The sequence below is a fragment of the Neoalteromonas arenosi genome, from assembly GCF_030362855.1.
GTDB lineage: Bacteria > Pseudomonadota > Gammaproteobacteria > Enterobacterales > Alteromonadaceae > Alteromonas_E > Alteromonas_E arenosi.
Window position 1 is genome coordinate 226,975 of sequence record NZ_JAUCBP010000013.1, and the last position, 15,334, is coordinate 242,308.

Consider the following 15,334-nt stretch of genomic DNA (forward strand, 5'->3'; position numbering starts at 1 on the left):
TCTAGCTAATGCTTATCTTCGTTGGGGAGTTGAGGCTTATTTTGTTCATCATGGGCGTGATACTCACCTTCAATAATGTCTCCGTCGTCAGCTTTATTGCGAGCTTGATAATGTTGATGAAACTGCTGTGTGTGAGAAAACTGCACCGTAGCATGCTTACTTTGCAACAGCTTGACTAACAAAGCTTTGCCGATCAACTTTCGAGTCACCGGCACAGTAAACAAAAGGCCGATAAAGTCTGTCACAAATCCCGGGGTCACTAGCAATACTCCGGCGACCAGTAACAACAGACCCTGCGCGAGTTCTTCGCCAGGCATTTGGCCTTGATTCATTTTTTGTTGCGCTGCTTGCAGCGTCGACAAGCCTTCGCGTCTAACCAGATAGGCACCGATAAAGGCGGTTACGATAACAATAGCAACTGTATTCCAACCACCGATAACGCCCCCGACTTGAATCAGCAGTGCAATTTCGACAATCGGCATTACAGCAAAGAGAAGAAATAAGATTCCCAACAAGTAGTCCTGAATTTTGGTGTTTGTTATGAAGTATGGGGCGATTCTGACAAATCAACCACTGTCATTGCGTAATAATAGCTAGACCTTAGTATGGATTTGCGCATAGTGTCACGAAAAATCACTTGCTAACCTTCGACAGTATGAAATTCTTTTGTCTGTTAGTAGGTCAATCTCATGGAACTAGAACAACCCATTGCTATTGTACTTTGTACCGTCACGCATAAACGCAATGCCGTGACACTTGCAAAAGCGCTCATCAACGACGGCTGTGCTGTATGTGTCAACATCATTGAAGATGTGACATCAGTGTATCGATGGGATGACAACGTGGTTGAAGATATTGAATGCCAGTTAGTGATCAAAACTGCGGCGAGTCACGTTGATGAAGCATATGAATTGATGTTAAGTATGCATCCTTACGATGTGCCGGAATGGGTTGTTATTAACGCTGGTGCCAGCGAACCCTATATAGACTGGATGAAAAATAACCTGAAATGAAATATAAAAATGTAGTACTCCTTATTATGGCGTTAGTTTTAGCCTTTCCATGGGCGTGTGGCGCTCAAGGCCAAGACGCCATTGACCCGTTAGCGGATTTGTTTGCCGATACCCCTGAGTTTTTGCCGGAAGAGCAGGCTTTTCAATTCGATTTTGTACAACGGGGTGATAAGTTGGTGGTTAATTTCGCGATTGCCGACGGTTACTACTTATATAAAAAGCAAATTAAAACAGTCACCAAAGACGCTACACTGGGGGACCCTGTATTACCCGCAGGAGTAGAAATCGAAGACGAGTTTTTCGGTGTCTCTGAGGTTTATTACGAGCAACTTGATATCATTTTTCCTATTTTGCAATCCAAGCAAGATGGTTCAGTAAAGCTGCGTTATCAGGGCTGTGCTGACGCGGGATTGTGCTATCCGCCTACCACTCGCGTGATTTATCTAGACCAAGTCGGCGATAGCGCTTCAAGTGGTTTAGAATCTAACAAACAATCCGCGCAGACTGGTGATGCGGTCGTTTCGCAACAATTTGGTCTTGCTGACCGATTATCATCTGATGAAGGTTTGATGCTGACGCTGTTGTTGTTTCTCGCCTTGGGTATTGGCTTAGCGTTTACGCCATGTGTTTTTCCAATGTACCCAATTTTATCGGGTATCGTTATTGGTCAAGGTAAACAAATTAAAACGTCTCGCGCTTTCACACTGTCGTTTGTATACGTTCAAGGTATGGCGATCACGTACTCCATTCTAGGGTTGATCGTGGCCTCTGCTGGGGTGAAATTCCAAGCAGCATTGCAACATCCTGCTATTTTAGTCGCGCTAATCATTATCTTCTTGTTATTAGCATTGGTGATGTTCGGGGCATACGAGCTGCAATTACCGAGCAAGTGGCAAGAAAAACTCAATGGCCTAAGTAACGAGCAAAAAGGCGGTAGCCTAGTCGGTGTCTTTGTAATGGGGATGATTTCGGGCTTAGTTGCGTCACCTTGTACTACTGCGCCATTAACTGGGATATTGCTATTTATCGCGCAAAGCGGCGATCTCTTCTTGGGCTTCGTATCCTTGTATGCCTTGAGTATTGGTATGGGGATCCCGCTTATTTTATTTGGTATGACAGGTGGTAAGCTATTGCCTAAAGCGGGTAACTGGATGAATGTTGTCAAAGTTACCTTCGGTTTTATGATGGTGGCCGTAGCGATATTATTCGTTGAGCGTCTGTGGATTTCATTCTGGACAGACGTTATGTATGCGGTACTTGGTTTTACTACTTTCACGTATTTTTATGTGATGAATCAAAACACCACAGTGACCTTCTTTAAAGGTGTGCGTAGCTTCGTTATCTTTGCTGGTCTTTTTGCTTCAGCCTTGTATGGTTACAACGCGATTACCCCACAAGCAGGTTACACTGCTGGTTCATCACCTGTCGCTTCGCAAAGTTACGGGCATCCGGAGTTTGTCGTCGTTCGCGACTTGGCTGACTTTGAGTCAAAACTGGCCAAAGCTAATGCGGATGGTATGAGTGTCATGGTCGACTTGTACGCAGATTGGTGTGTCGCTTGTAAAGAGTTTGAGAAATACACCTTTCCAGACCCGGCGGTAGTTGATGCGCTTAGCAACACAGTGTGGATGCAAATTGACCTTACTGAAAACACCCCAACCAGTATTGAGTTTCAGGAGGCATTTTCCGTATTAGGGTTGCCAACCATTTTGTTCTTCAATGCGCAAGGCGAAGAACTAAAATCAGCGCGGGTAACTGGCTTCATGCGGGCCGAGCCATTTGCTGAGCACGTTCGCCGCGCGCTGCCGAAAACCTGATCAAATCAGCGATGACCTACGTTAACACTGCGTAGGTTGTCGATTTTTACATGTTTTGTCGCACAAAAGCGGCAAAACAGCCATTCCGCACCTTTCGATTGAAAAGACATCCTACAATCACTCTACAGGAGGATTGCGATGCCACTTTTACACAAATCTATATGGGCCAGTTTGCTGCTAGTTGTAAGCGCGCTTGCTAGCGCAGCCGACTGTTACGATGAGTGGTTTTGTGTCGAATTGAACCGTCAGCACGGCGCTGCGACAGTGGCGAATATTACAGATTTTCCTGTAGTCGTAACCGTCACTGGAGAGTGGCGCGATATCTCAGGAAAGACCCACAATTTTGCCGAAACGCTAAATCTCGATGGATATCAGAAGGCTACTTTATTCGAATTCGATACTGCGCATAAGCGAGTTGGGCGCTATTTTAGCTATTCTGCACGTTGGGTGGGCGGCGTACTGGGTGCAAAGCACGACCCGCAAGCAATTTATCACTATCCGTTTAAAGCCGAGCAAAAGCGCTGGTTAGTACAGGGCTTTAATGGTGCTTTCAGTCATTACGGTGCTTCGCGATATGCAGTAGATTTTGCTGTGCCAGAGGGTACGCCAGTATTAGCGGCGCGTTCGGGTGTGGTTATCGATAGCGAAGCACGCTTTAACAACGGTGGAGCGTCACGTCGCTACGCCCGTTATGCCAACTATATTGTCATTCTGCATGATGATGGTACGACGGGGGAGTACTACCATCTGCAGCAAGGTGGAGTAACAGTAAAACGGGGTCAGCAAGTCGAATCAGGTGAGCTGATTGGTTACTCTGGAAACACCGGCTTTTCATCACTACCCCATTTGCATTTCGCGGTATACCAAGCAATGCCAGACGGTAAATTCCAGTCATTACCCTTCGAGTTTACACCAGCAGATACAGTTACAGAGGCCCCAAGTGCCGACTAGATGTCTATCACAGCCTCATTAGACCAGTATTTTGCTGTTATCTTCTGCAAATTGACTATAATTTTGCCCATATCAGTAGGCTTGATGGATTTTTATACTGTTGCCTGAGTAATTATCCATAGCCACAAAAAAATGTTAGTTTAAAAAGCACGTTCGTTACAATTGGCTACTAAGTTTTGAAAATATTGCTATTAAATGGCCCAAACTTGAATATGTTGGGTAAGCGAGAGCCTGAGATATATGGTTCACAATCGCTAGATGACATTGTTGCGCAGTTAACTGCTACTGCTAAGGACAGAGATATCAACTTATCGCACATTCAGAGTAATTCTGAATCGGCGCTAATTGATGCGGTTCACGCCGTTTTTGGCAATGTCGATGGTATTATTATTAATCCGGCAGCTTTTACTCATACCAGTGTGGCGTTGCGAGATGCAATTTTAAGCATCGGTGTACCTTTTGTTGAAGTTCACCTATCGAATGTTCACGCTCGCGAGCCCTTTAGACAGCATTCTTACTTTTCAGACGTCGCCCTTGGCGTCATCTGTGGTTGTGGCGCGCAAGGGTATTCCTTTGCACTAGACACCCTTTATAAACACTTAACATCGAAAGAATAGAGACAGAACATGGACATTAGAAAAATCAAAAAGCTTATCGAGTTGGTCGAAGAGTCAGGTATTGCTGAACTTGAGATCACAGAGGGCGAAGAATCTGTACGTATTCACCGCGGCTCTAGCCAAGCAGCAGCACCACAAGTGCATTATGCTGCGCCAGCTCCGGCACCAGCGCCAGCACCAGCAGCTCCAGCGGCAGAAGCTGCGCCTGCAGCACCAGCTATAACGGGTCACGTAGTTAAGTCACCTATGGTCGGTACGTTCTACCGCGCATCTTCTCCAGAAGCTAAGCCTTTTGTTGAAGTCGGTCAAAACGTCAATGTCGGCGATACCTTGTGTATTGTCGAAGCCATGAAAATGATGAACCAAATTGAAGCCGATAAGGCAGGCGTGGTTCGTGAAATTTTAGTTGAGAATCAAGACGCGGTTGAGTTTGATCAGCCTATGTTCATTATCGAATAAACGAGTTTACTGTCATGCTTGATAAAGTATTAATTGCCAATCGTGGTGAGATCGCATTGCGGATCTTGCGCGCGTGCAAGGAACTTGGGATCAAGACAGTTGCCGTTCACTCGACCGCTGATCAAAATCTTAAGCACGTGCTGTTGGCCGACGAATCAATTTGTATAGGCAAACCGTCAGCCACAGAAAGTTATTTACATATACCGGCGATAATCGCCGCGGCGGAAGTCACTAATTCCATAGCTATCCACCCTGGATACGGATTCTTAGCGGAAAATGCCGAGTTTGCTGAGGCTGTTGAGCGCTCTGGGTTTATTTTCATTGGTCCGACCGCTGATACTATCAATTTGATGGGGGATAAAGTGTCCGCCATCAATGCGATGAAAAAAGCGGGTGTGCCTTGTGTGCCTGGTTCCGATGGTCCACTAAATGACGACGAAGAGCGCAACAAAAGTATTGCGAAGCGCATTGGGTATCCAATTATCGTTAAGGCAGCTGGCGGCGGTGGCGGTCGTGGTATGCGAGTGGTACGCAGCGAAGGCGAATTGATCAACGCAATAGCTACAACCCAAGCTGAAGCAGGCGCTGCTTTTGGTAATAGCATGGTCTACATGGAGAAATTCCTTGAGAACCCTCGCCATGTTGAGATTCAAGTCTTGGCTGATGGTCAAGGTAATGCAGTGCATCTTGCTGAGCGTGACTGTTCCATGCAACGACGTCACCAAAAGGTTGTTGAGGAAGCCCCAGCACCGGGAATTTCTGAACAAATGCGCAATAAAATCGGTGATCGTTGTCGTAAGGCATGTATCGAGATTGGCTATCGCGGCGCGGGTACCTTTGAGTTCTTGTATGAAAACGGTGAATTTTACTTCATCGAAATGAATACCCGTATTCAAGTAGAGCACCCGGTGTCTGAGATGATCACAGGTGTTGATTTGATCAAGGAGCAATTGCGAATTGCCGCTGGCCAGCCACTGTCTATCGATCAGTCACAAATCAAAGTTCGCGGTCATGCGATTGAGTGCCGAATCAACGCAGAGGATCCAGACACCTTTATTCCAAGCCCGGGCAAAATTGATATGTTCCACTCGCCAGGAGGCTTGGGCGTTCGTTGGGATTCTCATATTTATGCAGGATACATTGTGCCACCGTTCTATGACTCGATGATTGGTAAATTGATCACTTACGGTGAAAGTCGTGACGAAGCGATCGCGCGTATGCGACACGCACTCGATGAATTAGTGATTGAAGGGATTAAAACCAATATACCTTTGCAAAGACGTATCATGGCAGATGAAAACTTCTTCAACGGTGGTACTAACATTCACTATTTGGAGAAAAAACTGGGTTTGGCGTAAACGCCTGAACATCAGTATTGACAGTAAAAAGGCTAGTTCAGTTATTGAATTAGCCTTTTTTGATCGCATAGACATTTAACGGCGGGTGGACTAGCCTTTTTACAAGGTGTTACATAAGGATATGGTCATAAATTCAACAATTATTACAGCTTTAAACAACTTCATTGGCTGGCGTGCCAACGGTCAGTCAAAAAATTGCAAGCGAGCGATTGCAGGACTGCTGTTTGCAGCCTTGGCAGCCTTGATGGCGCCTTCAGTTAGCGCAGATTATCAACAAAAAATCGATGTACAAACTCGCGCTGATGACCGCTCCGGGCGAGATATTCGATATCAATACCGGGTGCGATTTTACCCGCAATATTCCTTTGATGATGCATACAGTGTGCATGCTTTTGCTGCAACTGGCGATGACTTCGCTTCTAGTCACAACACTGTCGATGATGGAGACGTTGATTTTTTTTACTTACGCCGAGCGTATTTGCGTCATTCGGGGGATTATGGCAAAACCGAGTTTGGCGTAATCCCGACCTACAAGGGGCGAGTCTCTTCATCAGGATTATCCAAAGATGGATGGATCAGTGGCATTCGTCATGTCAGACAATTCGATAATGACAGCCAGTTTGAAATCGTTGTGGGCCAACTCGATAACCTGAACCCTGCTCGCGCACTCGATGCTCCTGACAAAATCGACTATGTAGAGCTGGAATACTCTGCCAGAATGAGCCAGCGCAACAGCTTTGAGTTTAGTTTGGAGCGTATGACTGATGCTAACTTTATTCGAACTGAATACCGCTATCAAATTAATGACAATCATTTGGTGTTTACAGAATGGGTCAAACAAGTCGCCAACTCACAGTCAAAAGTGGTGTTAGGTGTAGAGGGGGAATTAGTGTTTTGGCAGCAGCCGATTGAATACTTTAGTTATTATTCTTACGTCAGTAATGACTTTGGCCTACGCGCAGAACTAACAGAAGATTTCATCGATGTCGGCAATGGCTTTTCGGCGAAGTTCAGTGCAGATATTGATACGCTACGAGGTAGTTGGTTTGTGCGTTTTGACCACGTTGATAGTCGCTCAAGAGTATTAGCGGGACTTTCTTGGAAATTATAAAAAAGGCCCACATAAAGTGGGCCAAACAGCAAGAACGCGTACACACTTCAACAGTGCATAATAAGTTACGCTGCAAGCCATAAAACAGATCGAAAATATTTTTCATTTATGTGAAAAAAACGTAGTCTGTTAGTCGTTTATTTGCTCGTTTCCCAAACAGGACGTTTGCTGCACTATGAAATTGAAACTGCTTGCTCTTTGCAACCTCTTACTAATATTGACTGGCTGCCAAGTCACTGAGCCACAAGTGTTTACACCCAAGACACTATTTTTACCCGTTGATACCCCCGTTATTGATGTCCAGCAACAAACGTATTTGACGCAAATGAATGCATATCATCAAGCGCCATATGATGAAGTGAAAATGGCCTATGTACAGTTGATCAATAGTGTTGATCAGTTTCCCGAAGAACAATATTGCAGTAGTGAGATGCTCGCTGTCGTCGCAAAAGCACTGGCTTTACACCCAACCAGTATAGCCGCGCATTCGATGAATCGAGGCTGCGGTACCATTATTGGTAGCGAGGCTTTGGTCGCTGAATCAGAAATGGCGATTGCGCATATTACAGAGTTACTATTAGCCAATGGTACTGGAGGCACAAAAGCGACTTCAATTGGCACGCGCGAGCTGTATGAAGCACAATATATGTTGCAATGGGCTGATATCGAAGTGTTTGACGTTGAGCTAGTTGCAACAAAGAATAAAAATTATTTCCTCAATCACGCGGTTGACACGGTAAACGGTGGTTATACGTTTTTCTATTCAGACATCGCCAAGGCGTTTGGCACGAATATGTATTCGATTACGGGTTATCATTACAACGATCGGTTACGGGCCAGTTTATTGAGAATGGAGCTGCTTCGCTCTGGCGAGTACTCTGGGGTGCTCTATCAGCTGCGCGATTGGCTCTATCGCGGTGATTATCAAGCAGTCGTCGATAAAGTTGACAATACGGATGATATCTCACCTGTTTTGGTTTATTTAGCCGCTCACGCGCATTTCAATTTGGGCAACATGGACGAGTTTGATATTTTGGCTGACCGGTTAATCGAATATAGTCAAGCAGGCGTCACAGACGCCGAAATCTTTTTGGGCTTGATCTTACTCGAGAACAACCCCGATGAGCTTGCGATGATGAACGACATGTTTGCCCGACATAATGAGTATCACGGTGTCGAAAACAGCGTTGATTTTTGGCTACGCGTCATGGTAGCGCATCAGGCATTGAGCGATATGCATCGTCAGTGGTTGTCACAACTACCCAGTGATAGCCGCAATGCATTGGCTGATGGTATTCGTCGCTGGCTGGATCAGTATCCTAGTGATAACAATGCGATGAAGCAGCGTTTAGAAGATATATTGCTGGTTGCAGAACAAGGAGTTGTTATATGAAGCGTTTGATTACCCTAGTTTCTTGCTTGTTCACTGTACTGCACGTACACGCAGAAACCATTGCTTCAGGGGGGTTTGAATATACCTTGGAGCCAACCCCAGAATGGGTTGAGCCAGTATCTGTTCCCACTGAAACGCCAGATGACAGTTTGGCATTGACGATTGAGCTGTTTAGTTCACAAATGTATTTAGTCGGTGAGCAGCACCGCTACTATCGCAGGACAGTGCAAACCATACGCAGCGAACAAGCACTTAGTGACGCGGCGCGCCTGAGTTTGTATTTTGTGCCAGATTTCCAGCAGTTGTTTATCCATAAGGTGCATATTATTCGAGACGGCGAACGCCTGGACGTTATGGACAAGGTCAATATTCGTCTTGTTCAGCAAGAAAGCGAATTGAATATGGGGATCATTACCGGTGAAGTGATGGCGCTGATATTAATTCCTGATGCGCGTGTCGGCGACCAAGTCGAGTATGCCTATTCAGTCGAGGGGACGAATACCATTTACGGCGATAAGCGTTTCACCAACTTTACCACGACATGGATGATCCCCTTTGCACGGGGGGCGGTGAAAGTGTTTAGCGACCGCCCCTTTAATCATGCCATCACCAATAGTCCTGGAGAGGTAACGGTAGAGCAGACTGATGGTCTGTATGCCTACCGCTGGCAGCAAGACAATGTTGCAGCGGTTATCGATGAGGGGGAGTATCCTAATTGGTATAACCCCTACGGTTATATTGAGTTTACTGAATATGATAACTGGGGTGAGGTGTCTGCATGGGCGCAAACGTTGTTCGACTACGACGTTGAGCTCTCCAGCGACTTTAAAGCCATGGCGCAGCAATGGTTAGCTGAATCCGACTCGCAAATGGAATACGCAGAGAAAGTTGTCGATTTTGTCCAGAATGATATTCGCTATGTGGGCTTACTGCTCGGCCAGAACACGCATTTACCCAATACGCCTGATTTAATCTTTGAGCGTCGCTACGGTGACTGTAAAGACAAAGGTTACATGATCGCATTGCTCCTGAGACACGCTGGGATTGATGCCTATACCGCGTTGGTATCGATGCATTCGCGCAAAGGGGTCATGGATTATGTTCCAAGCCCGAGTGCGTTTGACCACGTCATTTCGGTGTTTTATATCGACGGACAGGAGTATTGGATAGATGGCACACGCAATTTCCAAAAAACGGGTTTGGACAATCGCGGCGTAGGGGATTTCCAGAAAGGGTTAGTGATCAGACAAGGCGAAACCGCGTTTAGCGATGTAGTTGCACCACAAGAGCACTTGAAAATTCGGGCGCTGGATGAGGTATTAACGGCTTCTGCTTATGACGCACCGGTGAACATGCAAGTCACCGTAGACTTTGAAGGGGCCGAGGCGGAAGAAATGCGTGCTTACATCGCCAGTGACGGAATCAAAGCCTTCGAAAAAGACTTGCTCAATTTTTATCTGCGAATCTACCCAAATATGCAAGCCGTGAGTGGTTTGCAATCAACTGATGATGCCACGCTCAATCGATTGACGTTTACCGGTGAATACAACATCCCAGACTACTTTGATTTGTCACAAGAACAATTAACCATCAACTTGTTCGGTGAAAACATCGGTGGTATCGCATCGCTGCCAGATGTAAAGGAGCGCAGTATGCCGCTAGCGCTTTACAACGGTTTCGTTGCCAGGCACTCGATTCGCTTTAATTTGCCAGAAGAAATCGATTGGGAACTCGATACCAGTCCTTACGTACTTGAGGATGCAAGTACGCGGTATGCACGCACGCTAGAGGCTGAGCCAACGCACATCGCTATTCAACACGAATACGAAATTAAGCAAGATCACGTGCCGACCAGTGCGATGGCGAATCACATTGCCAACCTGCATAAAATCCGTGATTCTTTGTATTTTTCTGTTTGGGTGAGTAATCCAGAACAACAAGATCCCTCGGCAAATCAATTGCGCTCGCGCTTGCGCGATGCGCTGAAGCGGCGCTAGATTGATCAAAGCTGTTTAAACAACCGTATTAATGTCTATCTCAGGTAATTTTCTCAGGTAGACATGTTCGGTTTATTCAAATCAGACCCCACTAAAAAACTGCGCAAACAATATGATGTCAAGCTTGAACAGGCGATGTTGGCACAACGCAAAGGCGATATTAAAACCTATTCAATGCTGACCGCTGAGGCGGAAGAGCTATGGAAATCGATTGAGGCGTACGAGCAGGTAAAAAGTGCAAAGTAGTGAAGAGGACATCTCGCGCGTTATCGAAATGGCGTGGGAAGATCGGACCCCATTTGAGGCAATCGAGCGACTTTACGGTTTGGCTGAGCCTCAAGTCATTGAATTAATGCGGTCGCGATTGAAGCGTAAAACCTTCAATAATTGGCGCGCTAGAGTATCCGGTCGTGCGACCAAGCACGCTAAACTGCGCGATCCAAATGTCAGTCGCGGTTATTGTCCCACGCAATACAAACCAGTACGCAAGCGTTAATGTTGATGAATGATCTTAAGCAGTTCAGCGGCCGCTTTAGCGTCTGACAACGCGCGGTGGTGGCGATCCATTTCTATCCCAAAATGGGCTGTTAAGTTCGCCAGTGAATAAGAGCGCAAACCGGGTACAGCCTTGCGCATGTCGGCACAGGTACACAGTTTAGGGCGCCGGTAGTTGCGGTCTAAGCGTTCGTATTCTTGACGTATAAAGCCGTAATCAAAATTGACGTTGTGTGCGACGAAAATACAGCCCTCAGTGAAGGCTTGTAAATCATCCGCAATCTCGGCAAAAATCGGCGCGTCGGCGACCATCGAATTATCAATTCCCGTCAGTGCGGTTATGTTATTTGGTATGTTGCGCTGCGGATTGATCAGAGTTTGCCAAGTCGCTACAGCCTCTCCATTGATCATCTTTACTATGCCTATCTCGGTTATGCGATGAAAGCTGCTGCGTCCGCCGGTGGTTTCGATGTCGACAACGGCATAGGGTTGCATGGGGTCCCGGCACCACTGCACTTTGGTTATTCGGACATCGAAGCCACAACTCTTGAGCTTGTCTAAAGATACGAGTTGATTGCGCCGCAGTGAGTCGCCCGGCGCCTTTATCTCCTCAAAACGCAGTTGACCATTGGCGATAACCATGATGTCCGGGAAGCCATCGCGCAGGGCCTTAAAACTCTGTGTCATGGCAAGCAGTATAGCTTTGACCGATTCGAGTTTACTGTGTGTAAGTAACCCTTTGATAGGCGTGAGCAAGTCACTGTGCCATTGAAACAGTGTGTTGATTTTGCCGTAGTGTTGAGTGGATTGGGCAACGATAAATTGGAGTAGTTGGTGAGGGGTTTGCCAGCTTTCCAAGCGTTGCTCGATTATCGTGCCGTGGTCTTGATACAGTCGGTCTTCCAATAAAACTTTGGGGCGAATATCAAACTCGTTGCTCAAAGCTTGACTGTCGATGTCATAAATAATGTCCCAAAAGACCAAACCAAATAGGCTTAACCAGAGATGGTTTTCCGTCCGAAAGCAAATAACACCCTCCGAGCGTCGATAAAACGCCATGACACCCGCTTCAACACGATTAATGTGCACTTCATCGATGTTTAACACATTATTAGCTTGCGCGAGCAAATCCGTCATTCGACTGGTTTTTTTCTTGTGGAATTTACGCGCCAAAAAATCCTCGGCAAAGACTAATAGTTCCTCGCTAGGAGGATTATTGATAATGTCGAGGAGGTGTTGCTCAACACTCTCTTTATCACCGTCTTTGTATAGCTCACGCAGCCATTTCTCTCGCGCTATGTCGGCATTTGACGCTGCCAATGCTGACATTGCAAACTCCCGGCCGTCTGCTAGGCAGTGTTTGCCCAATAAATACAAATATTCGTCGCGGTAACGATTGGCCAAATGACCATGTGCGGGGGGCAAATCTGCCAGATTTTCTGGCGTGTTGAGCATTGTACCTTGATGTTTAGCGAGACTGCGCAGTTGGGCGTAGTAAAAGGCCGATTCGGCGGCTTCCCGATCCTCAAAATGCGCTTGATTGTTCTGGCTATCGCGTCGCGTCCGCATAACCCCGAGGTCGCGCATCGAGAATTGGCTCAAAGTGCCGCGCAAATGACCAAAGAACAAAAATAAAAAGTACTGCAAGTGATGGTCAAACTCGCGGAAGACATACGCCTGCATAACGTCACTTTGCGCGAATGCGCTGGTATCAATATGCTCAATAGCCATTGCTAACAGTGCAGCTTTTGGACGTGAAGCGAGGGCTTTAACTGTGCTGTATTCGCGCAAACCCGATAGCAGTTCTGGTTTAGTCAACTGGCACATATACGTTATGACGTCCTCGGCTTGCGGCGGACGCAAAAAGCCCTGTTGCAGTAATGCCGCTACATGCGTGTGGCTATCGGGGATTTCTTCGTATTCGAGGCTTTGCTTTTTTATCAACGGATACTTGCGATTAGCACACCTCGCAACGACGCATTGTTGCCATTTATCTAACTGACCAAAAAGACTTATCCAATTGCGTTGTGCGCGATTGAGAAGATGCCCACTGGGGCCCTCTACGAACTGCAGGAACTCGCGAAAATGGTCGAGATAGTAGAAAGTGGGAAGTTGTTTCACGCGCTCATTTTCCAATAACTTATAGCTGTATTTATATACAGTTTATGGCAGCCTGTAAAGGTCTGCTAGGTGAGCAGTGGCGGTTTGACTCTTTGTTTGGCGACCCATTGAAAATGATTTTGCAATTGCTCATCTGCTTGCAGAGACACGAGCGAATTGCGATGCTTAGCTAAATACATTTCATCATAGGTTCGATGAATCCCAGTGTGACACAACTGACAAATTGCAATGCCATTTTGTAGCTGTTGTTTATCGTAGTGCTTCTGAAAAAATTTACGTCGATGCATTTTCCGCGGGATGAGATGATGAAACGTCAAGCGTGTCATTCTTTTGCATAACGGGCATTGGCCCCGCTTGCGCGATTGTTCAGTATGCTCAGCCATAACAAAACGATTAGATCAAAATATCTATTTTTAATGTGTAGTTGCTAGAGAAGATCATTTTAGTCTGTGGCAATCCATCTGCGTGAGCGCTGCGTAATGAATATTTTGAAAAACATAGAGCCCCCTATGAGTTTGAGTGAAGCGGCGCAATTCGAGTGCCCGTATTGCATGGCATACAACGATTTAGAAATCGATCACGACAACGACATTAACCAACAACAGATTGTGGATTGTCAAATATGTTGCCAGCCAATTGAATTGTTAGTCAGTGATAATGGTTTTGGTATTGAGATTATAGCGAAGCGAGACGATGAATAGAGCCATTTACAGTGCAAGCCACATCAACGACATGGAGCAGCGTTATCGCGCAGAATTCATCAACAGTTTATCCGGGTTTAAAAGTGCCAACTTGGTCGGTACTCAATCGCGTGATGGTCAGCAAAACCTGGCGATTGTCAGTTCGGTGGTACACATAGGCGCCAATCCACCGTTGCTAGGTATGATTATGCGCCCGCATACGGTGCAGCGCGATACGCTGGAAAACATCAAAGACACCGGCGTTTACACCTTAAATAATGTGACATCGAGCATGACCCGTGCCGCTCATCAAACGTCAGCGCGCTATGCGCAAAACGAAAGTGAGTTCGCCGCAGTTGGATTGACGCCTGAAGCATCAACTGCCGTTGCTGCTCCTTACGTGGCGGAATCGACGATTTGCATGAGCTTAGAAGTCCAAGATATTCAATTCATCCCAATCAATCGGACTGAACTAGTGATTGGCCAAATTGTTGAGGTTATTTTGCCTGAGAAAAGTATCGATAAAACCGGATATATCGATATCGAACAGTGCGATAGCATCTCTATTAGTGGTTTGGTAAGTTATCACCTTACCAAGCGCATCGCGCGCTATGGTTATGCCAAGCCAGACCAAGAACTCATCAATTTACACAATAGCGAAGGAGAGACTGAATGATCCCGAATTTAGATCAGCTATTGATCGTATGTGGCATAGTCACGGTTGTTGTTTTTGCCATTGTTTACGTGCTTATCAGTATCTTAAAATCTGGTCAATCAGCAGACTCTGAACAAGAGCCAAACCGAGAATAAAGGTTGACGTAAATCAATCCGGTAATGGGATTGTATTGCAGTAATCTTTTTTACTCGTAAAATCGTATACATTATGAAGCTCGCCATTTGGCGGGCTTTTGTCTTATTAGAGCGTCGTAAAAAAGAATGATTCGTGTTTGCACAACTTGCAAACGCACAGAAAGAGTTTACAAGTATCGCTATAGGAGCATTTTCATGAGTAACATCAATCGCCGTGATTTTTTGAAAATTTCGGGCTCTAGTTTGATTGGGCTAACGCTAGGTGGCGTAGCATTGCGCGCAAATGCGCAAGAACAAATCAGTCTCGATGATCCATTAGTTCAGCAATTCCAATATGTACACGAGAGCGCTGTTGAAGGGGAGAAGTGTTCGAATTGCTTGTTTATTCAAGGCGAAGAAGGAGCCGAGTGGCGCCCTTGTCCGTTGTTCCAGAATAAATTAGTGGCTGCAAATGGTTGGTGTAAGGCTTGGCAGAAGAAGCCTGGTTAAGCAACGAAGAGCCTCCGATTGGA

General features: G+C 46.1%; 18 protein-coding genes. 15 read left to right on the forward strand and 3 right to left on the reverse strand.

All coding sequences use genetic code 11. The annotated features are described in order from the left end of the window. Positions 1 to 5 precede the first annotated feature (5 nt). Complete coding sequence (locus QTP81_RS16435) at positions 6 to 512, reverse strand: FxsA family protein (RefSeq protein ID WP_289366997.1); 507 nt, start codon at positions 510 to 512, stop codon at positions 6 to 8. Between the two features lie 177 nt (positions 513 to 689). Between QTP81_RS16435 and cutA the strand changes: the two genes are divergently transcribed. From cutA to QTP81_RS16490, 11 genes are all read left to right on the forward strand, one after another. Further along, positions 690 to 1,013 (forward strand): divalent-cation tolerance protein CutA, encoded by a 324-nt coding sequence (gene cutA, locus QTP81_RS16440; RefSeq protein ID WP_289366998.1) that lies wholly within the window; start codon positions 690 to 692, stop codon positions 1,011 to 1,013. Continuing rightward, complete coding sequence (locus QTP81_RS16445) at positions 1,010 to 2,830, forward strand: protein-disulfide reductase DsbD (protein ID WP_289366999.1); 1,821 nt, start codon at positions 1,010 to 1,012, stop codon at positions 2,828 to 2,830. The genes cutA and QTP81_RS16445 overlap by 4 nt, the downstream gene beginning before the upstream one ends. A gap of 138 nt (positions 2,831 to 2,968) precedes the next feature. After that, the gene (locus tag QTP81_RS16450) at positions 2,969 to 3,781 is read left to right on the forward strand and encodes a M23 family metallopeptidase (protein WP_289367000.1); all 813 of its coding nucleotides are present in this window, start codon (positions 2,969 to 2,971) and stop codon (positions 3,779 to 3,781) included. Positions 3,782 to 3,957: 176 nt separating this feature from the next. Further along, positions 3,958 to 4,398 (forward strand): type II 3-dehydroquinate dehydratase, encoded by a 441-nt coding sequence (gene aroQ / locus QTP81_RS16455; RefSeq protein ID WP_289367002.1) that lies wholly within the window; start codon positions 3,958 to 3,960, stop codon positions 4,396 to 4,398. A gap of 9 nt (positions 4,399 to 4,407) precedes the next feature. Beyond that, a complete protein-coding gene (accB, locus tag QTP81_RS16460; protein ID WP_289367003.1) occupies positions 4,408 to 4,857 on the forward strand; it encodes an acetyl-CoA carboxylase biotin carboxyl carrier protein in 450 nt (149 codons plus the stop codon). Positions 4,858 to 4,871: 14 nt separating this feature from the next. Continuing rightward, positions 4,872 to 6,215: an acetyl-CoA carboxylase biotin carboxylase subunit gene (gene accC / locus QTP81_RS16465; RefSeq protein WP_289367004.1), complete on the forward strand. Its 1,344-nt coding sequence runs from the start codon at positions 4,872 to 4,874 to the stop codon at positions 6,213 to 6,215. A 121-nt stretch (positions 6,216 to 6,336) separates the two neighbouring features. Then, positions 6,337 to 7,326 (forward strand): hypothetical protein, encoded by a 990-nt coding sequence (locus tag QTP81_RS16470; protein ID WP_289367006.1) that lies wholly within the window; start codon positions 6,337 to 6,339, stop codon positions 7,324 to 7,326. Between the two features lie 175 nt (positions 7,327 to 7,501). After that, positions 7,502 to 8,719: a hypothetical protein gene (locus QTP81_RS16475; RefSeq protein WP_289367007.1), complete on the forward strand. Its 1,218-nt coding sequence runs from the start codon at positions 7,502 to 7,504 to the stop codon at positions 8,717 to 8,719. Further along, positions 8,716 to 10,716 (forward strand): DUF3857 domain-containing transglutaminase family protein, encoded by a 2,001-nt coding sequence (locus tag QTP81_RS16480; protein WP_289367009.1) that lies wholly within the window; start codon positions 8,716 to 8,718, stop codon positions 10,714 to 10,716. Before QTP81_RS16475 ends, QTP81_RS16480 begins: the two co-directional genes overlap by 4 nt. Before the next feature lie 63 nt (positions 10,717 to 10,779). After that, positions 10,780 to 10,962, forward strand: a complete 183-nt coding sequence (locus QTP81_RS16485) for a DUF6435 family protein (protein ID WP_289367012.1) — start codon at positions 10,780 to 10,782, stop codon at positions 10,960 to 10,962. Further along, positions 10,952 to 11,212, forward strand: coding sequence for a TIGR03643 family protein (locus tag QTP81_RS16490; protein ID WP_289367014.1), 261 nt, complete (start codon positions 10,952 to 10,954; stop codon positions 11,210 to 11,212). The genes QTP81_RS16485 and QTP81_RS16490 overlap by 11 nt, the downstream gene beginning before the upstream one ends. Here QTP81_RS16490 and QTP81_RS16495 read toward each other — a convergent pair. Next, positions 11,209 to 13,332 (reverse strand): exonuclease domain-containing protein, encoded by a 2,124-nt coding sequence (locus tag QTP81_RS16495; protein ID WP_289367015.1) that lies wholly within the window; start codon positions 13,330 to 13,332, stop codon positions 11,209 to 11,211. The two genes, QTP81_RS16490 and QTP81_RS16495, sit on opposite strands and share 4 nt — an antisense overlap. 65 nt (positions 13,333 to 13,397) lie before the next feature. Beyond that, on the reverse strand, positions 13,398 to 13,715 hold the full coding sequence (locus tag QTP81_RS16500; protein WP_289367016.1) for an HNH endonuclease: 318 nt from the start codon (positions 13,713 to 13,715) through the stop codon (positions 13,398 to 13,400). Positions 13,716 to 13,841: 126 nt separating this feature from the next. On the opposite strand from QTP81_RS16500, the gene QTP81_RS16505 reads away from it, so the two are divergent. The 4 genes from QTP81_RS16505 (at position 13,842) to QTP81_RS16520 (ending at position 15,311) form a co-directional block, all read left to right on the forward strand. Next, entirely contained in the window at positions 13,842 to 14,033 is a 192-nt protein-coding gene (locus tag QTP81_RS16505; RefSeq protein ID WP_289367017.1) for a zinc ribbon domain-containing protein, read from the forward strand. After that, positions 14,026 to 14,688: a flavin reductase family protein gene (locus tag QTP81_RS16510; RefSeq protein ID WP_289367019.1), complete on the forward strand. Its 663-nt coding sequence runs from the start codon at positions 14,026 to 14,028 to the stop codon at positions 14,686 to 14,688. The genes QTP81_RS16505 and QTP81_RS16510 overlap by 8 nt, the downstream gene beginning before the upstream one ends. After that, a complete protein-coding gene (locus QTP81_RS16515; RefSeq protein ID WP_289367022.1) occupies positions 14,685 to 14,822 on the forward strand; it encodes a hypothetical protein in 138 nt (45 codons plus the stop codon). The genes QTP81_RS16510 and QTP81_RS16515 overlap by 4 nt, the downstream gene beginning before the upstream one ends. A 195-nt stretch (positions 14,823 to 15,017) precedes the next feature. Then, positions 15,018 to 15,311, forward strand: a complete 294-nt coding sequence (locus tag QTP81_RS16520) for a high-potential iron-sulfur protein (RefSeq protein WP_289367023.1) — start codon at positions 15,018 to 15,020, stop codon at positions 15,309 to 15,311. Positions 15,312 to 15,334 lie beyond the last annotated feature (23 nt).